Source organism: Streptomyces fragilis (assembly GCF_003112515.1).
GTDB lineage: Bacteria > Actinomycetota > Actinomycetes > Streptomycetales > Streptomycetaceae > Streptomyces > Streptomyces fragilis.
On sequence record NZ_BEVZ01000006.1, the window covers coordinates 214,352 to 233,070 of the forward strand.

The window sequence follows — 18,719 nt, forward strand, 5'->3', positions numbered from 1 at the left end:
CTTCGGCTCCTCCTTGCGGGCGGCAGGCTGTTCGCCCGAGCATCTCAGAGCCGGTAGAGCCGACCGATCACCTCCGGCAGCAGCCGTTCCGCGAGAGCCGGGGGCATCGCCTGGAGGACCGCCAGCACGGGGGCCGTCCGCTCGGGGAGGGCTCCGTCCTCACCGACCCCCGCCACCGCGAGCGCGAGGGCGACTTCCTCCTCCCCGAGCGCCTCGGGGTCCAGCGCGGCCGCGACGGCGGCGACCTCGCGGTCCACGACGGCCGGGCCCGCCGCCCGTGCCCGGGCGGCCGCCTTCTCCAGCTCGGCGAGCAGTTCCCGCAGGCGGTCCTCGCCGGCGGCGGCCGCCGTGACCGTCAGGTGCAGGTTGGCCGGTGAGGAGCCGCGGGCGGGCTGGGGCTGGAGGTACCAGCCGGCCGTCCTCATCTCGTCGGCCAGGACGAACACGTCCAGCGCCGGGTCCGCGGAGGCGACGGCGAGCAGGGAGGCGCGGGGCCGCCCCAGCACGCGCAGTCCGTCGACCGCCGTGATCCCCTCCGCGAGGCGGACCGTCGCCGCGTGGACGCGGCGGGCCAGCTCGACGTACCCGTCGGTCCCGATGTGCTCGAGCACCGCCCAGGCGCCGGCCAGCGGCGCGGCCGATCGGGTGCCCTGCAATGTGGGGTTGACGACGGGGTAACCCGGCCATCCGGCTTGGGCGAACCAGCCGTGCCGCCTGAGGCCGGCGTCGCGGAAGAGGAGGACCGAGGCGCCCTTGGGCGTGTACCCGTACTTGTGCAGGTCCGCGGAGATCGAGGTGACGCCGGGGACGGACAGGTCGAAGGGCGGCAGGTCGGGGGCGTCCGGCGCGAGGCGCAGGTGGCCGAGGTACCAGCCGCCGATGCAGGCGTCGACGTGGCAGAGCACGCCGCGCGCGGCGGCCGCGGCCGCGACGTCGGCGACCGGGTCGATCACCCCGTGCGGGTAGGACGGCGCGGAGACGACCACCAGCGCGGTGCGGTCGGTGATCGCCGCGGCCATGTCCTCGGCCCGGACCTCGCAGGTCTGCGGGTCGACCGGCACCTCGACGACCGTGAGCCCGAAGAGGTGGGCCGCCTTGTGGAAGGCGGCGTGGGCGGTCGCGGGCAGCAGCAGTTCGGCGCCCTCCCGCAGGCCCCGTGTCCTGCGGGCGTGTTCCCGCGCCGTCAGCACGGCGAGCAGGCAGCTCTCGGTACCGCCGCTGGTGAACACGCCGGCGGTGCGGGCATCGCCGCCGAGCAGCCGGGCCGCGCGGCCGGTCACCTCGTTCTCCAGCGTGACGACGCTGGGGAACACCGTCATGTCCAGGCCGTTGACCCCCGCCACCCGGGTCTGGGCGGCGAGGGCCAGGTCCTCCGCCCCGTCCAGTCCGGAGTCGTAGACGTAGGCCATGGTCCGTCCGCCGCGGACCGGCAGGTCGGCGGCGCGCAGGGCGTCGAGGCGGGCGAGGATCTCGGCCGGGGTCCGGCCTGGAAGTTCTGGCATGCGCGCAACCTAGAACAGCCAGGTGACGCCGGACCAGACCCCCGACGGCCACCGCACCCCCGGACGTCCGCCGCACCCCCGGACGTCCGCCGCACCGCCGGACGTGCGGCGGTGCGGCGGTGCGGGGGTGCGGCGGGCGCCGCTCAGACCGGGTTGCCGGCCCGGACCGGGTCGTCGTCCTCCAGGAACCCTCCGGACTGGTGCTCCCACAGCTTGGCGTAGACCCCGTCCGCGGCGAGCAGTTCGTGGTGGGCTCCCTGCTCGATGATCCGCCCCCGGTCGAGGACCACCAGGCGGTCCATGCCGGCCACCGTGCTGAGCCGGTGCGCCACCACCAGTGCGGTGCGCCCCTCCATGAGCCGCCACAGCGCCTCCTGGATGAGGATCTCGCTCTCCGAGTCGAGGGCGCTGGTCGCCTCGTCCAGCAGCAGGACCGGCGCGTCGCGCAGGATGGCCCGGGCGAGCGCGACCCGCTGCCGCTGTCCGCCGGAGAGTTTGACGCCCCGTTCCCCGACCATCGTCTCGAAGCCCTCCGGCAGCGCGTCGGCGAACTCGGTGACGTGCGCCGCCTCCGCGGCGCGGCGGATCTCCGCGTCGCTGGCCCCCGGCCGGGCGAAGGCGATGTTCTCCTTGAGGGTGCGGTGGAACATCGCCGGCTCCTGCGGCACGTAGGCGATCATGCTGCGGAGGTCGGCCTGGCGGAGCCTGCTGATGTCCTGACCGCCGATCAGGATGCGTCCGCCGTCGATGTCGGTCATCCGCAGCAGCAGCCGGGTGAGCGTGGTCTTGCCGCCGCCGGAGCGGCCGACCAGGCCGATCTTCGCCCCGCTGGGCACCGTGAGGTCGAGACCGTCGAAGAGCGGACTGCCGCCCCCGTGGGCGAAGGTCACCCGCTCGAAGCGGATGTCGGCGCCGTCCGGGCGCAGCGGCTCGGGCTCCGGCGGATCGAGCACGGTGGGGGGCTCCAGCAGCAGTTCGGTGAACTGGGCGGCCTCCGTCATCGAGCTCTCCAGACGGCGGTAGATCTGGTTGAACTCGAACATGATCCGGGTCGCGTTGGTGTAGTAGGTGAAGGCGACGACGACCGCCTCCACACTGTGCGTCCCGCCGCCGAGCGAGACCGCGAGCAGCAGCCCCAGCAGGTTGGTCAGCACGGACATGGGGGCGATCAGCGTGTCGATGCGCAGGTTGCCGTAGTCCCAGGACCGCAGGGTGAGCCGGCGTGACTCGACGACCCGGGAACGGTGCTCGGCGGCCTCCCGCCGCTCGGCGGCGAAGGCGCGGACGGTCTCCATGTTCATCAGGCTGTCGGCCACGTGACCGGAGACCCGGGCGATGGCCTCCTCCCGCCGGGCGACGAGCCTCTGCCGTCGCCTGATGAGCGGGACCACGCAGAACGCGGTGACCGTGATCATCGTCAGCAGGCCGACGACGAGCAGCGGGTCGTAGTTCCACAGGATGACGGAGCCGAAGGCGAGCGGCACGAAGCTGCCCATGATGTTGAAGGTCAGGGTGTCGGCGAACTCCTCGAAGCGGGTGGCGAAGCTGAGGACCCGTTTGGTGAGCGAGCCGGCGAAGTTGTCGTGGAAGAAGGCCGAGTCCTTGGCGTAGAGCTCGTCCATCCCGACGACGTAGAGGTGCTCGATGCCGTAGGCGTCGAGGCGGTTCAGGCAGTGCAGGCCCAGGCGCCACAGCGCCTCGGCGAACAGCAGCACGCCGGCGAACCCGAGGACGTAGGGGAGCGCCGCGCCGAAGGTCCCCGGGCCGCCCGGGTCCTTCTCGCCGGCGACGTGGCCGATCAGCTTGGCGACGATCAGCGGCGCGACGTAGTAGAGGCCGATGTTGCCCAGCGCGGGGAGCAGCAGGGCGGGGACGGTGAAGCGGCGGAGCCGGGCGAGTTCCCGGCCGTAGTGTCGGAGGGCGAGGAGTACGGGGCCCTTGCGCGGGCCCTCGCGTTTCTCGGGTTGGTCAGGTTTCTCAGGCGAGTCCATGTGTGTGCGCCTAGTGTCGTGGTGCGCCGGGCCGGACATTTGGGGAGAACCCGGGAGGGGAAGTCTTCCGTGCCCCGCTCCGGCCCGTCCAAGAGTTTTTTTCGGCCGCGCAAGGCGTCCGGGGCCGGGCGCGCGCACGGCGCCGGACGCGCCGTCGTGGGCCACCGCGGCGGTCCGGGCGGGCATCCTCAGACGCCGCCGAAGCGAACCGCGTCCCCTACACGGAGGTATGGGCACAACCCTGTGCGTATCCGCGAGCGCGCAGGATACCCGGCGTGCATGGCGAAAATGCATCTTCCAGGAAGCGGCGACCACGGCGACGGCGACGACGACCGCGGTGGGCGTCCGGTCGGGCCGGACGGGACGGACGGGGCGGACCGTTCCCGTCACGGCGGGGACGCCGGGGCGGAGTCCTACGGCCCCTCCCCCGCGGTGGAGCGCAACGCCCCCGACAGCCCGACCCAGCTGCCGAAGCCCCGCTGGGGCAAGATCTTCAAGGGCGCACTCAAGGAGTTCAAGGACGACGAACTCACCGACCGCGCGGCGGCACTGACGTACTACGCGGTCCTCTCACTCTTCCCCGCGCTGCTGGTCCTGGTCTCCCTGCTGGGGATCATGGGCAGGAGCGCGACCGACAGGGTGATGGACAACATCACCAAGCTGGCCCCCGGCCCGGCCCGGGACGTCCTCACCAAGGCCGTGGAACAGCTCCAGGACAACGCCGGGGTCGGCTCCCTCATGGCGATCGTGGGTCTGGTCCTGGCGGTCTGGTCGGCCTCCGGCTATGTCGCGGGCTTCATCCGCGCCTCCAACGCCGTCTACGACATCCCCGAGGGCCGGCCGGTGTGGAAGGTCCTGCCGGTCCGGGTCGCCATCACCCTGGTGCTCATGGTGATGACGGCGGCGAGCGCCGTCATCGTGGTCTTCACCGGCGGTCTGGCGCGGCAGGTGGGCACGACGATCGGCATCGGCGACACCGCCCTGACGGTGTGGTCGTTCGCCAAGTGGCCGGTCCTGGTGGTCCTGGTGACCCTGATGATCGCGCTCCTCTACTGGGCGGCGCCGAACGCCAAGGTGAAGGGGTTCCGCTGGATCACCCCGGGCAGCTTCCTCGCGCTGTTCCTGTGGATCCTCGCCTCCGTCGGGTTCGCCTTCTACGTCGCGAACTTCGCCTCGTACAACAAGACCTACGGGACCATGGCCGGTGTCGTGGTCTTCCTGATCTGGCTGTGGATCACCAACCTGGCGATCCTGCTGGGCCTGGAGTTCGACGCGGAGACGGTCCGCCAGCGGGCGATCGCGGGCGGCCACCCGCCCACCGAGGAGCCGTACACCCAGCCCCGCGACACCACGGCGTGGGACGAGGACGACCGGCGGCGCATGGAGGAGGAGTGACCCGGCGTGCGCGCCGGGCACCGTCGGTGACGGTCACGGCCGAAGTCCGGAAGTCCGGTTTGTTCTGTTCGCTCCGGAAACCCGAGGAGGCGGAACCGCACACACCCTTCGAGGAGGAGTGACGACCATGACGACGGCCAAGGACATCATGCACCCCGGCGCCCGGTGGATCCCGGCGGGCGAGACGCTGGACCGGGCGGCCCAGCTGATGCGGGAACTCGACGTGGGCGCCCTGCCGGTGGCCGGCGACGACGACCGGATGCGGGGCATCATCACCGACCGTGACATCGTGGTGAAGTGCGTGGCCGCGGGCAAGGACCCGTCGAAGGTCACCTGCTCCGACCTCACCGAGGGCACGCCGCGGTGGGTGGACGCCTCCGCCGACGTCGACGAGGTGCTCCAGGAGATGCGGGAGCACCGGATCAAGCGGCTGCCGGTGATCGAGAACAAGCGCCTGATCGGCATGATCAGCGAGTCGGACCTGGCGCACCACCTGACCGACGACAAGCTCGCCGACTTCGTGGAGAGCGTCTACTCCAGCGCCTGACGGCGCCGGTCCACGCGAAGGCCGCCCCCTCCCGCGCCGAGGGGGCGGCCTTCGCCGTCGTGCACGCCGGGCCGGGTGATCAGCCGAGGCCGAGCACCGCCATGGTCCGGTCGGCCATCCGGGACTCGCCCAGCGCGTTGGGGTGGACCGGTACGAGGCTGTTGCCGCCGAGGACCGGTTCGATCCACCGGGTCCCGGACGCCTTGCAGGCGTCGTGCCCCTCGGAGACCTGGGCGAAGTCGACGTAGACGGCGCCGGACTCGCGTGCGGCGCGGGCGATGGTGTCGTTGAGGTGGCCCTGCAGGTCGCGCAGGTAGGAGATGTCACCGCGGGCGATGGGCAGCTTGGCGAAGCAGGTGGGGTCGAACGTCGCCGGGGTGATCCAGGGGTAGCCCAGGACGGCGATCCGCGCGTTCGGCGCCTTGGCCTTGACGGCGGCCAGCGCCTCCTTCAGCGCCGGATAGGTGGTGCTGTCGATCGCGTCGGTGAATCTGCTGCCGTACAGCGTCCGGCAGGGGTCCCCGTAGCCGGCGGTGACCAGGCCGGCCGAGCCGCAGGCCAGCAGCGCCCCGATGAAGGTGTTGTTGTCGTTGCCGCCGATGGTGAAGGTGACCAGGTCCGTGTCGGCGGACAGGGCGTTCACCTGCGGGCCGACGGTCGGGTACTGGGACCCGGTGAAGTCCTTGGTCTGGGCCGCGCCGCAGGTGACGTCGGTGAGCCGGGCGCCGATGCGGCCGGCGATCACCTTGGGGTAGTTGGCCTTGGAGCGCAGACAGAGCGGGCTGCTGAGGTCCGTGGGCGAGACTCCGGATCCGGCGCTGTAGCTGTCGCCGAGTGCCACGTACGCGACCGGGTCGGCGGCCTGGGCGGGCTGGGCGCCGAGGCCGAGGGCGGCGACGGCGCTCGCCGCGAGGGCGGCGGCGAGGGTTCTGCGCAGGCGGCGGGCAGGGTGCGGCATCAGGTCCTCCTGGGGTACGGCGGGGCGGGGCACGGCGGGGGCCGTGCCCGGGGGGCGCGCGGGCGGCGGGGGCACGCGGACGGACCCCGGGGTCCGCAGGACGGACACACGGGGGTTACTCGCTCGTAATGTCGAGCCCATGACAGGGACTTGTCAACGATTCGGACGTGTCTCGTCGCGACAGAAAGTGTCCCGGGGCCGCCCGGACGCCTCGCGGAACAGCGGGCGGCCGTCCGGTGTTCAGGCGGGCGAAGGGAGGTCGACGTGGAGATGACCAGGTCGTACCACGACCACGGAACGCCGGCCGAGCGCTGGGACAGGGCGCAGAGGCACTTCGGGCGGAAGAACTACGCGGACGCGGCGCGGGTGCTCGCGTCGCTGGTGGAGGAGGTGCCGGAGCAGAGCGGCCCGCGGCTGCTGCTGGCGCGGGCCTACTACCACTCCGCGCAGCTGCGGCGGGCGGAGGCCGAGTGCCGCGTGCTGGTGGAGCGTCACCCGGTCGAGGGGTACGCCCGCCTGCTCCTGGGGCGCACGCTGGAGCGGCAGGGGCGCCACGAGGAGGCGCGTCCGCACCTGCGGCTGGCCGCCGCGATGGCGGGTGACTTCGAGGACGCGTGACACCCTTCCCCGGCCCGGCCGGACCGACGTCCGGTCCGGTGGTGGGCGCGCACCGGGTGCGTCGTACAGGTGAGCCGCGGAGGTGTCGCTCGGGCGACACCTCCGCGGCTCACGTGCGACGTGCACCCACCCGCCGCCCGTCGGGGCGGGCCGGGACCCGCGGCCGGCCGGGCGGCGTCAGCCCCGGTAGGTCTCCAGGAGGCGGAGCCAGACCTCGCTGATGGTCGGGTAGGCGGGGACGGCGTGCCAGAGGCGCGCGACGGGTACCTGGGCGACCACCGCGACGGTCGCCGAGTGCAGCAGCTCGCCGACCCCCGGCCCGACGAAGGTGACCCCGCGCAGGATTTCCCTGTCCAGGTCGACGACCATCCGGGCCCGCCCCCGGTAGCCGTCGGCGTAGAGCCCCGCGCCGGCCACGGTGGCGAGGTCCACGTCCACCGCCCGCACCCGGTGCCCGGCCCGCTCCGCCTCGGCGAGGGTGACGCCCACCGAGGCGACCTCGGGGTCGGTGAAGACCACCTGGGGCACGGCGCCGTCGTCGGCGGTGGCGGCCGTCGGCGGGGCCTCCCCCCTGGCCCGGGCGGCGATCGCGTCGCCCGCGACCCGCGCCTGGTACTTGCCCTGGTGGGTGAGGAGCGCCCGGTGGTTGACGTCCCCGGCCGCGTACAGCCAGTCGCTCCCGGTGACCCGCAGGGTGTTGTCCACCTCGAGCCACGAGCCGGGCTCCAGGCCCACCGTCTCCAGCCCGAGGTCGTCGGTGCGCGGCGCCCTGCCGGTGGCGAAGAGGATCTCGTCGGCCTCCACCCGGTCGCCCGCGTCCGTGACGGCGACCACCGTGCCGTTCTCCCTGCTCACGCCGGTGACCGAAACACCCGTGCGCACCTCGGCCCCCGCCTCGCGCAGCGCCTGGGAGACCAGTTCCCCGGCGAACGGCTCCATGCGCTCCAGCAGGCCGCTCCCGCGCACCAGCACGGTGACCGAGGAGCCGAGGTTCTGCCAGGCGGTGGCCATCTCGGCGGCGACCACTCCCCCGCCGACCACCACCAGCCGGCCGGGCGCCTCGCGGGCGGAGGTGGCCCCCCGGCTGGTCCAGGGGGCGACGGCACCGTCGCGCAGCCCGGGCAGGCCGGGCAGCGCGGCCCGGCTCCCGGTGCAGACGGCGACCGCGTGCCGGGCCGTGAGGGTCTCGGTCCGGCCCTCGGGTGTGGTGACGGTGACGGTGCGAGGTCCGGACAGGCGGCCGTGTCCGCGGTGCAGTGCGGCTCCGGCCCCTTCCAGCCACTCGACCTGCCCGTCGTCCTTCCAGTGGGCCGTCTGCTCGTCGCGGTGGGCGAATACCTCCGCCGCGTCGAGGGGCGCCCGGGCGGCGGCGCGCAGACCGGGCGTGCGACGGGCGTCCGCGTGCGCGATCACCGGCCGCAGCAGCGCCTTGCTGGGCATGCAGGCCCAGTACGAGCACTCCCCGCCCACCAGTTCGCTCTCCACCACGGCGGTGGACAGCCCGGCGGCCAGCGTGCGGTCGGCGACGTTCTCGCCGACGGGTCCCGCGCCGATGACGACGACGTCGTAGGCGAAGCTCTCGGTCTCGGTCATGCGGCTCAGTCTTCCGGGTGGTGTGCGGCCCGGCCACACGGGTAGGCGCGCCGGACCCGTCCGCTGGGCCGGACGGGTCTGCCGGGTCGCGGAGGCGGCGCGCGCACGGCCACATGGGGCGAACGGAATACGCCGTCCGGTCGCGCCGTTGTCGCCGGAGACCGGGCAGAAGTCAGCCGTACCGACGTCCAGGAGGAAGTCAGCTCATGAGCAGCACCGTGGAGCTCACCAAGGAGAACTTCGACCAGACGGTCACCGAGAACGAATTCGTTCTCATCGACTTCTGGGCCGACTGGTGCGGGCCGTGCAAGCAGTTCGCCCCGGTGTACGAGAAGGCCGCGCAGGACAACCCGGACCTGGTGTTCGCCAAGGTGGACACCGAGGCGCAGCCGGAGCTCGCCCAGGCGTTCGGCATCCAGTCGATCCCGACGCTGATGATCGTGCGGGACCAGGTGGCCGTCTTCGCGCAGCCCGGCGCCCTGCCGGCCCCGGTGCTGCAGGACCTGATCGGCCAGGCGCGCGGACTGGACATGGAGGAGGTCCGCCGCTCCGTCGCCGCGCAGCAGGCGCAGGCGGAGCAGGGCGGCGGGGCCCAGGGCGGCGCCGAGGCCAAGGGCGGCGAGCCGGCCTGACCGGCCGGAAGGATTCCCGCGGCATGACCGGCACGCTTCGCCGGGTACGCGAGCTGATGCGCTCCTGGCTGACCGGCCGGGGCGGCGACCCCGCCGCGCAGGCCGGTCAACAGCCCTTCTACGGTGGGGCGATGACCGTTCCCATCGACGAGGTCCCGGGCCGTTTCGGCCCGTCGGCGACCATCGAGGCAGATCCGCGCGCCGTCGGCCGGGTCCGCACCGAGTACTCCCCCGCCCACGACGGCGACCCCGATCCCGGCGAGATCGTCTGGACGTGGGTGCCCTACGAGGAGAACGACGGCCGGGGCAAGGACCGCCCGGTGCTGGTCGTCGCCCGCGAGGCGGGCGGGACGCTGCTCGCGGTGCAGCTGTCCAGCAAGGAGCACGACGGCGACCGCGACTGGGTGCCGATCGGCAGCGGCCCCTGGGACCGCTCCGGCCGCCCCTCGTGGGTGGCGGTGGACCGCGTCCTGCGCGTCCACGACGGCGGCATGCGCCGCGAGGCGTGCGCGCTGGACCGCATGCGGTTCAACCTGGTGGTCCACCGGCTGCGCGAGCGGTACGGCTGGCACTGACCGTACGGCCGGCGCTGTCTGTACGGCCGCTGACTGTACGGCCGCTGACTGTACGGCTGGCGCTGATTCCGCCCCACCCGTGCCGGCGCGCGGCTCGTCCCGCCGCCGACACGGGCGTTCAGGCCGCGCCGGCGGTCACGGCGAAGGCTGTCAGGGCCGCCAGGTCGTCGTCGCGCAGGCCGATGCGCGGGTTGACGTGGTGGAGCAGCGCGGGAGCGCGGTGGTGGGCGCCGACGTAGGCGTCGTCCGCCGCGCTCTGTTCGTCGTCCACCCAGGCGAAGGGGCGGCCGGCCGCGTACTCGACCAGCACCTCGGTCTTCCAGTGGACGCCGTCCGGGCGCTCCCGGAACAGGGCGTCACCGAAGTCGACGTACGGCAGCTCCGGGAGTCCGACCACGGGGGCGATCCACCGGTTGGCCTCCGCCATCCAGGTGGTGGCCCAGCACAGGTCGTAGTCCAGGGAGAGCAGTCGCGCTCCGTGCCCCGGATGGAGCCAGACCCGCAAGGGTCGCTGCCCGCCACCCCGCGGCACCCGGATCGTGGTGTAGCCCTCGGGCCGCTTCGAGGGCTTGGCGGCGTACGGGTTCAAGGGACCGTCGACGTCCAGGAACAGCAGGGGACGGTTCATGGCTTCCTTCCGGGGCGTGGCGACCGGTCGCACGCGATCGTCACCGATGTGCGTCACCGCGCCGTCATCCGGTGCCCGATGGGGCGCCGAGGCGGTGGCGGGAGTGACGGTCATGGTGGTGCCCACTGTCTCTTCGAGTGCTGCGAGGCTCACGCCTCTTGGTGCGGTGGGAAGGACGTCCGAAGCCTGCGGCACGTTGCCTCGCTCCGACCGGGCACCGCGGCGGCCTCGTGGCCGGGGAGGGCGCGCTGCGGCGCCGGCCCCGAGGACCTCGTCCGGTCGGCCACCGGGCGGCACCGGGCGGTCGCACCCGTTTCAGGCGGCCGTGGCGAGAGGCGCCGCGGTCCTCGCGCGACGGCGGCGGGTGACGCGGACGGAGACGAGGGCCGCGCAGGTCACCAGGAGCGGCCAGGCCAGGTGGAGGCCGCACAGCACGAGCAGGGCGGTGACCGCGGCCAGGGCCGCCCACGCCGACCGGCGGCCCCAACTCCCCTGCGGCAGCAGCCGGATCGCCGCGGCCACGCCGATCGCGTACACGACGGCGAAGGAGGCCGCGGAGAACATGACCGCCGGCTCCGCGCCCGTTCCGGACACCGCGACCGCCGCCAGGGTCAGCAGGGCGAGCGTGGCGACGAACAGCAGGCTGCGGCCCGGCGTCTCCCCCGCCGTGCTGCCCCGGGCGAACCACCGCGGCAGCGCGCCGTCCCGGCCCAGGGCGGCACCGAGCTTGGCGGCGCCGGCGAAGTAGGCGTTCATGGTGCCGAAGGTGAGCAGCAGCGCGGCCACCGCGGCGAGCGGACGCGCGCCCTCGCCCAGGCCGCGGGCCATCAGGTCGCCGAGCGGCGCCCCGGAGCTCCCGGCGGCGGGGCCGAGGACGGCGATGACGGCGAAGGCGGCCGCCAGGTACACCACGCCGACGATCACGACGGCGGCCCCCGTGGCGCGGGGCAGGTCGCGGTCGGGGCGCCGGAACTCGCCCGCGAGGTGGGCGACCGCCTCCCAGCCGGCGAAGCAGAACACCAGCAGGGCCGCCGCCGGGCCGACCGCGGACCAGCCGTGAGGGGCGAACGGACGCAGGTTGGCGGTGTCGGCGTGCGGGAGGGAGAAGAGCACGGCGGCCGTCAGCAGGGCGAGCAGGAGCACGAAGAGGACGACCTGCAGCCGTCCGGTGACCCGGAGTCCGGCGGCGTTGACCGCCGTCACGGTGCCCATCACGCCGGCCGCCGTGATGACGGTGGTGAGCGTCCCGCCGCCGAGGGCGTCGGAGACGTAGGAGCCGCCGAAGAGGGCTGCGGCCGTGGCGCCCGGCGGTATCGCGAGGTAGAAGCACCACCCGGCGACCGCGGCGCTGCGTTCGCCGAACGCGAGCCGGGCGTAGGTGGAGACGCCGCCCGCGTCGGCGTGGCGGGCCCCCAGCGCGGCGAAGGCGACGGCCAGCGGCACCGAGAGCACCACCAGCGCGAGCCAGGCCAGCAGCGACGCGGGGCCCGCGATGTCGGCGGCGAGGGCCGGGAGGGCGATGACGCCGGTGCCGAGCACGGCGCCCACGGACAGGGCGGTGCCCTGCGCCGTGGTGAGCCGTCCGGCCGGAAGGGACTGGGACGTGGACGTGTGCTGGGACATGGCACCAGCCTCCGGTGAGGCCCGCCGCGCGGACAGTGGCGGAAACGACGGTGTGCGCTACATTCCTGCCATGGACGACAACGGCACACCCGTCGGCGGCGCCCCCCTCGGCGACGCCTCCGGCCGCCCCCACGTGGTGGCCGTGGCGGTGACGGACGGCGCGACCAACTTCGAACTCGCGGTGCCCTGCGAGGTGTTCGGGATCGACCGCAGCGACGTCGTCGACCCCTGGTACGAGTTGCGGCTCTGCGCCGTGGAGCCGGGCCCGCTGCGCACCTCCGCCGGGCTGACGGTGAGCACCGAACACGGCCTCGAGGATCTGGCGGAGGCCGACACCGTGGTCGTCGCCGCCTGCCCGCGGCGTGTTCAGCTCGACCCGCCCCCGGGCCTGCTCGACGCGCTGCGGACGGCCCACGCGCGGGGGCGGCGGATCGTCTCGCTGTGCAGCGGCGCCTACGTGCTGGCCGCGGCGGGCCTCCTCGACGGACGCCGGGCGACCACGCACTGGATGAACACCGTGGACTTCGCGCACCGCTTCCCGCGGGTGACCTACGACCCCTCCGCGCTGTACGTCGAGGACGGCACCGTGTTCACCTCCGCCGGCACCGGCGCGGCGATCGACCTGTGCCTGCACCTGGTGCGCACCGACCACGGTTCCGCGGTCGCCAACGAGGTGGCCCGGCGGATGGTGGTGCCGCCGCACCGGGAGGGCGGGCAGACCCAGTACGCGAAGCCGCTTCCGGCGCGGGCCCGCCGGCGCGAGGAGGGCCTGGGACCGGTCCTCGAGTGGGCCCGTGAGCGGCTCCACGAACCGCTCACGGTGGCCGGGATGGCCCGGCGGGCCCATCTGAGCGAGCGCACCTTCGCGCGCCGCTTCCGCGACACCCTGGGGACCACGCCGCTGCAGTGGATCCTGCGTGAACGGGTGCTGCTCGCCCAGGAGTTGCTGGAGACGACCGACGATCCGGTGGAGTCCGTGGCCCACCGCACCGGTTTCGGCAACGCCGCCAACCTGCGCCGTCACTTCGGCCGGCTCACCACGGTCTCGCCGCAGACCTACCGCCACGTGTTCCGGCACCGGTCGGCCCCGGCCGCACGCGGGTCCGCGGTGGGCGGGTAGGCGGCGGGTGGGTCGGCGGCGGGTGGGTCGGCTTCCGGGCGGGTCAGCCCCAGCTCATGACGATCTCCCGCTCGAACGCGTCGTAGCCGGCCCGCCCGAAGGCCTCGGCCATCGGCACGTTGCCCAGGTCGGTGGAGGCCCGGATGCGGGGAACGCCCTGGTCCACGAGGACCCGGGTACCCTCCGCGAGGATGTCGTCGACGTAGCCCTTGCCGCGGTGTTCGGGCAGCACGGCGATGTAGGCGATGATCGGGTTGTAGCCGTTGTGGGCGGGGATCACGAAGCCCACCGGTTCCCCGTCGGGCAGTGTGGCGACCCGCCACCACTCCCGCGGGCTGCGGTAGCGGGCCAGTTCGCCGGTGTACTGGGCCTTCGCCGCCTCCGGGGCGGTCAAGGTGGTCAGGTCGTGCAGGCTGTAGGCGTCCAGGGTGCCGTCGAGCACACGGGCCATCAGGCCGGTCAGCTCGTCCTCGCCCAGGGGCGTGCGGAAGGCCAGGCGTCCGGTGGGCGGGGGGGACGGGAGCGCCGGAGGGCCGGTCGAGGCGGAGCCGTTCGACGAAGGGACGGGCCCCGGTGCGCGCGGCGATCGCCATGCGGTCCTCGACCGCCTGGCGGACGGCCGGGGTGTCACGCCAGTCGGGCGGCACGAAGCGGGTGTACTCCGGTGTGGGGCCTTCGGCGTCCGACACGGCGGAGAGGGACGACAGGGCGGTGCACAGCAGGTGTTCGCCGACGTCGAGGCGGTCCGCCTCGGGCAGTGCGTCGTCGACGTCGAGGACGTCGAGCAGCAGGGGCCGGTCGGCGCCGGGGCGGCTCCACCAGGCGAGCCGGGCGAGCAGCCGGTCCCCCTGCTGGGCGACCCACATCCACTCGGGGCGTCGCCGCCCCTCGTCGAGGTCGGAGTCGAGTTCCGCGTCGAGGGCGTAGGACAGGCGGCGGAAGAGGTCGAGTTCCGCGCGCCCGGTGAGGGGACGCACGGTGAGGGCTTCTGTGCTCACGGTCGAGGCTTTCCGGTGAGAGCGCTCGGCCGTCCGGGAACGGGGTCAGGCCGAGTGCCCGGCCCCGGGGAGGACGAACGCGGATGCGGTACGGGGCGTGGACATGACTTACCCCTCCTCTTCGGTCGGCGGTCGTGGGAGCGGCCCGGCGTTCACCGGCCGCACGGCTCGGGACTGTCTATCAGCGGTCGCGCCGGGCCTGCCATCGGTTTTCGATCTCTGCCGCCGTCCGCCCACCGCCCTGCCCACGTCTTGCCAGGCCGGTCCGCGACCCCATAAGTTACTGACTGGTAGGTTGGTGTCACCGCCTCGACCCGCGTGCAAAGGAGCAGCCCATGCCCACTCTCGACCGTCAGGGCGACGTCTTCGTCCTCGATCTCGGAGACGGCGAGAACCGCTTCCACCCGGACTGGATCGCCTCGGTCGGCAGCGCCCTGGACGAGGTGGAGAAGGCGGAGGGCCCCAAGGCCCTGGTCACCGCCGCGACCGGGAAGTTCTGGTCCAACGGCCTGGACCTGGACTGGCTTCTCGCCCACGCCGAGGAGCACCGGAACTACGTCGTGTCGGTGCACGCGCTGTTCGCGCGGGTGCTGTCCCTCCCACTGGTCACCGTGGCGGCGCTGCAGGGTCACACCTTCGCCGCCGGGGCCATGCTCTCGCTGGCGCACGACTTCCGGGTGATGCGCGCGGACCGCGGCTTCTGGTGCCTGCCCGAGGCGGACATCCACATTCCGTTCACCCCGGGCATGTCGGCCCTCATCCAGTCCCGGCTCACGCCGCAGACCGCCCACGAGGCGATGGTCACGGCACGCCGCTTCGGGGGCGAGGAGGCACTGGCCGCCGGCGTCGTGGACCGGGCCGTCCCGGAGGACGCGGTGCGCGCGACGGCCGTCGAACTGGCGGGGGCGCTGGCCGGAAAGGCGAGCGGGACGCTCGGCACGATCAAGTCCCGGATGTACGGCCCTGCCCTGGAACTGCTCCGGGACACCACCGACCCGATGGGCTGATCCCGATCTCCCCCTGCGCACCACCGCCCCCTGTCCGGCCCCGCGACCGGACAGGGGGCGGTGTCACGTCCACGGCGTCGCGTCCGCGGTGCCACCTTCGCGGCGTCACGTACGCGGTGACACCTCCGCGGCGTCACGTCCGACGGCAGGCCGCAGGGTGCGCGCGTCAGGACACCCGCTGGGGCGTCGTCCGCTCCAAGGCGCGCACGTCCCGCAGCCCGAGGGCCGCCAGTGACGAACCGGAGACCACCGCGGCGACCACCAGCAGCCACGTGTCGACCCCCGCCGCCGCGGCGAGCGGGCCGGTCAGGGCGAGGCCGAGGGGCCTGGCCACGAACGAGCCGACCGAGTCGAAGGCGTACACCCGGGCCAGCTTGTCCTCCGGCACCTGGCTCTGGATGCTCTGGTCCCAGTAGACGCTGAACATCTGCAGGCCGATGCCGTGCACGAACGCTCCCAGCATGACCGGCCACAGCGTGTCCGACAGCGCCATGGCGAGCGGGAAGACGCCGGCCAGCGCGAGCAGCGCGACCCCGGTCGCCAGCGGCTTGCGCGGTTCGACCCGCAGGGCGAGCAGTCCGCCGGCCACGAAACCGGCCATCAGGGCGGCGAGCGCGAAGCCCCAGGCGCTGCGCCCCATCCCCTCGCCCACCACGACCGGGCCCAGCACCGCCTGGGCCCCGCCGTAGAACAGGTGGTAGAGCAGGGCCTGCAGCACCAGCAGCCACAGCCAGGTGTGCCGGACGACCTCGCGGAACCCCTCGCCGAGGTCCGCGAGCGGCGACGTCGTGCGGGGCGCGCGGGCGTTGGAGGCGCGCAGGCGGCCGAACGCCACGGCGGCCACGACGAAGGTGGCGGCGTCCACCATGATGGCCCACCCCGGGCCCACCACGGCGACCAGCAGACCGGCGACCGCGTAGCCGAGGGTGCGGAAGAGGCTGTCCAGCAGCGAGCGCGTGGCCACCGCGTCCGCGAGGTCGGCGTCCGGGACGACCACCCGGGTCATCGCCTTGGAGGACGGCCGGCTCAGCGCCGTGACCACTCCGGCGGCACCGCCGAGCAGGGCGAGCAGCCATATCGTGGCCGCGTCCAGCAGCACCACCGCGGCGAGGAGCCCCACCACCACGGCGCTGGCGACGGACCCGCCCTGCATCATCAGCTTGCGTGAGAAGCGGTCGCCGAGAACCCCTCCGGCGAGCATGGTGACGATCTGGCAGATCGCGAGAACGGCTTCCACCAGGCCCAGGTCGGTGATCGAACCGCCCAGGTCGAGCACGGCGAAGGCGAGTGCCACCGGGGTGACGGCGTTGCCGAGGGCGCTCACCGAGACGCCGGTCACCAGGAGGCGGAAATCTCGGTGCCGAAGGACTTGTCTGCTTTTCACGCCGGGACGCTATGTGGCCCGCTGACACCTGGTCAATGAGCTATCGCGCCAACCGGTCAGCCCTTCGGCGCCGCCTTCCCCTCCGCCTCGAGCGCGGCGAGGGTCTCCCTCAGCCACGCGATCTCGGCCCGGCCGGTGGCCCTGGCCACGGTGAGGACGCCACGCCGGAACGGGTCGTCCAGTTCCTCGGCCAGCAGCGGGCGGTCGCCGTCGAGGAAGAAGCTGGACGGTTCCTCGAGGAAGGCCAGCCGGCGCCGCAGGACGGCGGACTGCGCGGCCGGGTCCCGCAGGTGGCGGAGGAAGGCGAGCAGCGTGAACCAGCGGTTCTCGTCGGTGACGTCAAGCCGCTCCGGATCGGCGAGACGGCGCTCGAGCTCCCGGGCGCCGGCGGCGGTGAGCGTCAGCACGTGCCGGGGGGCGGCCGCGGCGCCCGGCTCGGTGGTCCGGGCGAGCAGCCCCGCCTTCTCCAGGCGCTTGATGGCCGGATAGAGGGTGCCCTCGCCGACGGGACGCACGTGCCCGATCAGGGCGGTCAGCCGCTTGCGCAGTCCGTACCCGTGCAGCGGGGCGTCGGCCGGGCGGCGCAGCCTCTTCGTCGACCTGCCGGGCCACGGGATCAGCGACCGGCCGGCGGACTTCCGCTACACCCTGGAGGACCACGCCGACGCCCTCGCGGCCGCGCTCGACGCCGCGGGCGTCCGCGGGGCGGAGGTCGTCGGGCACAGCATGGGCGGTGCGGTGGCGATCGTGCTGGCCGGCCGCAGGCCCGACCTGGTGTCCCGGCTGGTCCTCACCGAGGCGAACCTGGACCCGGACCCGCCGGCGACGGCGGGGAGCAGCCGGATCGCGTCGTACACGGAGGAGGAGTTCCTGGCCGGGGGATGTGCGCGGACCCTGGAGCGGGTGGGCCCCCTGTGGGCCGCCACCATGCGCCTGGCGGACCCGCGGGCACTGCACCGGTCCGCGGTCGGCCTGGTCCGCGGGTCGCGCCCCACGATGCGCCGCGTCCTCGAGCGGCTCACCGTGGACCGGGTGTACCTGCAGGGCGCGCTCAGCGGCGAACTGCAGGGCCGGGCGGACCTGGAGGCGGCGGGGGTGCGGGTGATCACCGTGCCGGGCGCCGGACACAACGTCATGTTCGACGCGCCGGAGGCCTTCGCGGCGGCCGTCGCCGGGTGACGGCACCCGGCTCTCCCGGCGGGGCGGAGGGACGCCCGTCAGGCCAGGGCGCGGCGGATCGCGTCCGCGGGGACCTCGTGCCCGGCTCCCTCCACCACGTCCAGCCGGCAGCCGGCGAGACGCCCCGCGACCTCGCGCACGTCGTCCAGCAGGTCGTCCCGCGCCCCGACGACCAGGTGGGCCCGCTCGGGCAGGCGCGGGGACCCCGGCAGCTCCTCCACGGAGATCGCCGGGGCCACCGCGACGACGCCGGCCACCTCCCTGGGCCCCCTGGACAGCGCCCACTGCAGCGCGACCCGCCCGCCGGCCGAGAACCCCGCGACCGTCAGCGGCAGGCCCGCCACCTCACCGGCGTGCGCGGCCACCGCGGCGTCGACCTCCTCGAGCGCCCACGGGGTGCGCGGCCAGGTCCGGTAGCGGGGCGAGGTGCGCCAGGAGGACCGCACCGCGAGCACCGCGAACCCCACCTCCAGGGCGGGCCGCCACGCCCTGAGCGCGTCCTGTTCCGACTCCTCCGCCCCGTGCAGGGCGAGGAGCAGACCGCGCGCCGGGAGCGCGTCCGGGCGCACCAGGACGTCGTGGTCACGGGTCATCCGCAGGGCCTCGCGCCAGCGCCCGGCCGACTCCTCGCGCAGCGCGGCGAAGGCGGGCAGCCGGCGGACCTCCGCGAAGTCCTCCTCGCCGTCCAGCACCGCCGGGTCCCACCAGCCGCCCGCCGTGAGGGCCTCCCGCAGCGTCTCCAGCGCCTCGCCGGGACGCCCCGCCGCGCCCTGCAGGCAGGCGAGCAGGTAGGCCAGCTCGGCCCGCCACGGCAGGGTCGGTGGCGGCGGGGTGCGAAGGAGGCGGATGCCGTCCTCCAGCCGCCCCTCCTCGTAACAGCGGAACACCTCGTCGTTGAGGCGGCGGAAGGCGGTCAGCGCGGCGGGGGGTTCTTCGGCGATCATGGCGCGCACCGTAGGGCCGCCTACG

General features: G+C 74.0%; 17 protein-coding genes and 1 pseudogene. 8 read left to right on the forward strand and 10 right to left on the reverse strand.

The window, feature by feature from the left end:
• Nucleotides 1-44: 44 nt before the first annotated feature.
• Together Sfr03f_RS21760 and Sfr03f_RS21765 are read right to left on the reverse strand one after the other, a co-directional pair.
• Nucleotides 45-1,502: a pyridoxal phosphate-dependent decarboxylase family protein gene (locus Sfr03f_RS21760; RefSeq protein ID WP_108955672.1), complete on the reverse strand. Its 1,458-nt coding sequence runs from the start codon at nt 1,500-1,502 to the stop codon at nt 45-47.
• A gap of 143 nt (nt 1,503-1,645) precedes the next feature.
• Nucleotides 1,646-3,493, reverse strand: a complete 1,848-nt coding sequence (locus Sfr03f_RS21765) for an ABC transporter ATP-binding protein (protein ID WP_108955673.1) — start codon at nt 3,491-3,493, stop codon at nt 1,646-1,648.
• Between the two features lie 279 nt (nt 3,494-3,772).
• Between Sfr03f_RS21765 and Sfr03f_RS21770 the strand changes: the two genes are divergently transcribed.
• Both Sfr03f_RS21770 and Sfr03f_RS21775 read left to right on the forward strand, forming a co-directional pair.
• Nucleotides 3,773-4,888 carry a YihY/virulence factor BrkB family protein gene (locus tag Sfr03f_RS21770; protein ID WP_170145131.1) on the forward strand — a complete coding sequence of 372 codons (1,116 nt, stop codon included), beginning with the start codon at nt 3,773-3,775 and terminating at the stop codon, nt 4,886-4,888.
• Nucleotides 4,889-5,015: 127 nt separating this feature from the next.
• Nucleotides 5,016-5,435, forward strand: a complete 420-nt coding sequence (locus Sfr03f_RS21775; RefSeq protein WP_108955675.1) for a CBS domain-containing protein — start codon at nt 5,016-5,018, stop codon at nt 5,433-5,435.
• A 79-nt stretch (nt 5,436-5,514) separates the two neighbouring features.
• Here the strand turns inward: Sfr03f_RS21775 and Sfr03f_RS21780 are convergent, their stop codons facing one another.
• Nucleotides 5,515-6,393, reverse strand: a complete 879-nt coding sequence (locus tag Sfr03f_RS21780) for an SGNH/GDSL hydrolase family protein (protein WP_108955984.1) — start codon at nt 6,391-6,393, stop codon at nt 5,515-5,517.
• A 270-nt stretch (nt 6,394-6,663) separates the two neighbouring features.
• On the opposite strand from Sfr03f_RS21780, the gene Sfr03f_RS21785 reads away from it, so the two are divergent.
• Nucleotides 6,664-7,011 (forward strand): tetratricopeptide repeat protein, encoded by a 348-nt coding sequence (locus Sfr03f_RS21785; protein ID WP_108955985.1) that lies wholly within the window; start codon nt 6,664-6,666, stop codon nt 7,009-7,011.
• Between the two features lie 177 nt (nt 7,012-7,188).
• Here Sfr03f_RS21785 and Sfr03f_RS21790 read toward each other — a convergent pair whose 3' ends face one another.
• On the reverse strand, nt 7,189-8,604 hold the full coding sequence (locus tag Sfr03f_RS21790; protein WP_108955676.1) for a dihydrolipoyl dehydrogenase family protein: 1,416 nt from the start codon (nt 8,602-8,604) through the stop codon (nt 7,189-7,191).
• 206 nt (nt 8,605-8,810) lie between these two features.
• Here Sfr03f_RS21790 and trxA point away from each other — a divergent pair, with 206 nt between their 5' ends.
• Both trxA and Sfr03f_RS21800 read left to right on the forward strand, forming a co-directional pair.
• Nucleotides 8,811-9,236 (forward strand): thioredoxin, encoded by a 426-nt coding sequence (gene trxA, locus Sfr03f_RS21795; RefSeq protein ID WP_108955677.1) that lies wholly within the window; start codon nt 8,811-8,813, stop codon nt 9,234-9,236.
• 131 nt (nt 9,237-9,367) lie between these two features.
• Nucleotides 9,368-9,811, forward strand: a complete 444-nt coding sequence (locus tag Sfr03f_RS21800; RefSeq protein WP_108955986.1) for a type II toxin-antitoxin system PemK/MazF family toxin — start codon at nt 9,368-9,370, stop codon at nt 9,809-9,811.
• A 118-nt stretch (nt 9,812-9,929) separates the two neighbouring features.
• Here Sfr03f_RS21800 and Sfr03f_RS21805 read toward each other — a convergent pair whose 3' ends face one another.
• Both Sfr03f_RS21805 and Sfr03f_RS21810 read right to left on the reverse strand, forming a co-directional pair.
• Nucleotides 9,930-10,439 (reverse strand): HAD domain-containing protein, encoded by a 510-nt coding sequence (locus tag Sfr03f_RS21805; RefSeq protein WP_108955987.1) that lies wholly within the window; start codon nt 10,437-10,439, stop codon nt 9,930-9,932.
• A gap of 315 nt (nt 10,440-10,754) precedes the next feature.
• Nucleotides 10,755-12,062 carry an APC family permease gene (locus tag Sfr03f_RS21810; protein ID WP_108955678.1) on the reverse strand — a complete coding sequence of 436 codons (1,308 nt, stop codon included), beginning with the start codon at nt 12,060-12,062 and terminating at the stop codon, nt 10,755-10,757.
• 70 nt (nt 12,063-12,132) lie between these two features.
• Between Sfr03f_RS21810 and Sfr03f_RS21815 the strand changes: the two genes are divergently transcribed.
• Nucleotides 12,133-13,182 carry a GlxA family transcriptional regulator gene (locus Sfr03f_RS21815; protein WP_108955679.1) on the forward strand — a complete coding sequence of 350 codons (1,050 nt, stop codon included), beginning with the start codon at nt 12,133-12,135 and terminating at the stop codon, nt 13,180-13,182.
• 43 nt (nt 13,183-13,225) lie between these two features.
• On the opposite strand, the pseudogene Sfr03f_RS21820 reads toward Sfr03f_RS21815, so the two are convergent.
• Nucleotides 13,226-14,180, reverse strand: a pseudogene (locus Sfr03f_RS21820) (GNAT family N-acetyltransferase).
• 335 nt (nt 14,181-14,515) lie between these two features.
• On the opposite strand from Sfr03f_RS21820, the gene Sfr03f_RS21825 reads away from it, so the two are divergent.
• Nucleotides 14,516-15,187, forward strand: coding sequence for an enoyl-CoA hydratase-related protein (locus Sfr03f_RS21825; RefSeq protein ID WP_108955680.1), 672 nt, complete (start codon nt 14,516-14,518; stop codon nt 15,185-15,187).
• Between the two features lie 166 nt (nt 15,188-15,353).
• On the opposite strand, the gene Sfr03f_RS21830 is transcribed toward Sfr03f_RS21825, so the two are convergent.
• Both Sfr03f_RS21830 and Sfr03f_RS21835 read right to left on the reverse strand, forming a co-directional pair.
• Nucleotides 15,354-16,571: an MFS transporter gene (locus Sfr03f_RS21830; RefSeq protein WP_108955681.1), complete on the reverse strand. Its 1,218-nt coding sequence runs from the start codon at nt 16,569-16,571 to the stop codon at nt 15,354-15,356.
• Between the two features lie 56 nt (nt 16,572-16,627).
• Complete coding sequence (locus Sfr03f_RS21835) at nt 16,628-17,086, reverse strand: PadR family transcriptional regulator (protein WP_245967692.1); 459 nt, start codon at nt 17,084-17,086, stop codon at nt 16,628-16,630.
• Between the two features lie 25 nt (nt 17,087-17,111).
• On the opposite strand from Sfr03f_RS21835, the gene Sfr03f_RS21840 reads away from it, so the two are divergent.
• Complete coding sequence (locus Sfr03f_RS21840; RefSeq protein WP_108955988.1) at nt 17,112-17,750, forward strand: alpha/beta fold hydrolase; 639 nt, start codon at nt 17,112-17,114, stop codon at nt 17,748-17,750.
• A gap of 38 nt (nt 17,751-17,788) precedes the next feature.
• Here Sfr03f_RS21840 and Sfr03f_RS21845 read toward each other — a convergent pair whose 3' ends face one another.
• Nucleotides 17,789-18,694, reverse strand: a complete 906-nt coding sequence (locus Sfr03f_RS21845) for a serine aminopeptidase domain-containing protein (protein WP_108955683.1) — start codon at nt 18,692-18,694, stop codon at nt 17,789-17,791.
• Between the last annotated feature and the right edge of the window lie 25 nt (nt 18,695-18,719).

What these genes read in the sequence shown, in the direction of transcription:
- Sfr03f_RS21760 (WP_108955672.1), bottom strand. Translation starts at nt 1,502, where the DNA reads ATGCCAGAACTTCCAGGCCGGACCCCGGCCGAGATCCTCGCCCGCCTC.
- Sfr03f_RS21765 (WP_108955673.1), bottom strand. Translation starts at nt 3,493, where the DNA reads ATGGACTCGCCTGAGAAACCTGACCAACCCGAGAAACGCGAGGGCCCG.
- Sfr03f_RS21770 (WP_170145131.1), top strand. Translation starts at nt 3,773, where the DNA reads ATGGCGAAAATGCATCTTCCAGGAAGCGGCGACCACGGCGACGGCGAC.
- Sfr03f_RS21775 (WP_108955675.1), top strand. Translation starts at nt 5,016, where the DNA reads ATGACGACGGCCAAGGACATCATGCACCCCGGCGCCCGGTGGATCCCG.
- Sfr03f_RS21780 (WP_108955984.1), bottom strand. Translation starts at nt 6,393, where the DNA reads ATGCCGCACCCTGCCCGCCGCCTGCGCAGAACCCTCGCCGCCGCCCTC.
- Sfr03f_RS21785 (WP_108955985.1), top strand. Translation starts at nt 6,664, where the DNA reads ATGACCAGGTCGTACCACGACCACGGAACGCCGGCCGAGCGCTGGGAC.
- Sfr03f_RS21790 (WP_108955676.1), bottom strand. Translation starts at nt 8,604, where the DNA reads ATGACCGAGACCGAGAGCTTCGCCTACGACGTCGTCGTCATCGGCGCG.
- trxA (WP_108955677.1), top strand. Translation starts at nt 8,811, where the DNA reads ATGAGCAGCACCGTGGAGCTCACCAAGGAGAACTTCGACCAGACGGTC.
- Sfr03f_RS21800 (WP_108955986.1), top strand. Translation starts at nt 9,368, where the DNA reads ATGACCGTTCCCATCGACGAGGTCCCGGGCCGTTTCGGCCCGTCGGCG.
- Sfr03f_RS21805 (WP_108955987.1), bottom strand. Translation starts at nt 10,439, where the DNA reads ATGAACCGTCCCCTGCTGTTCCTGGACGTCGACGGTCCCTTGAACCCG.
- Sfr03f_RS21810 (WP_108955678.1), bottom strand. Translation starts at nt 12,062, where the DNA reads ATGTCCCAGCACACGTCCACGTCCCAGTCCCTTCCGGCCGGACGGCTC.
- Sfr03f_RS21815 (WP_108955679.1), top strand. Translation starts at nt 12,133, where the DNA reads ATGGACGACAACGGCACACCCGTCGGCGGCGCCCCCCTCGGCGACGCC.
- Sfr03f_RS21825 (WP_108955680.1), top strand. Translation starts at nt 14,516, where the DNA reads ATGCCCACTCTCGACCGTCAGGGCGACGTCTTCGTCCTCGATCTCGGA.
- Sfr03f_RS21845 (WP_108955683.1), bottom strand. Translation starts at nt 18,694, where the DNA reads ATGATCGCCGAAGAACCCCCCGCCGCGCTGACCGCCTTCCGCCGCCTC.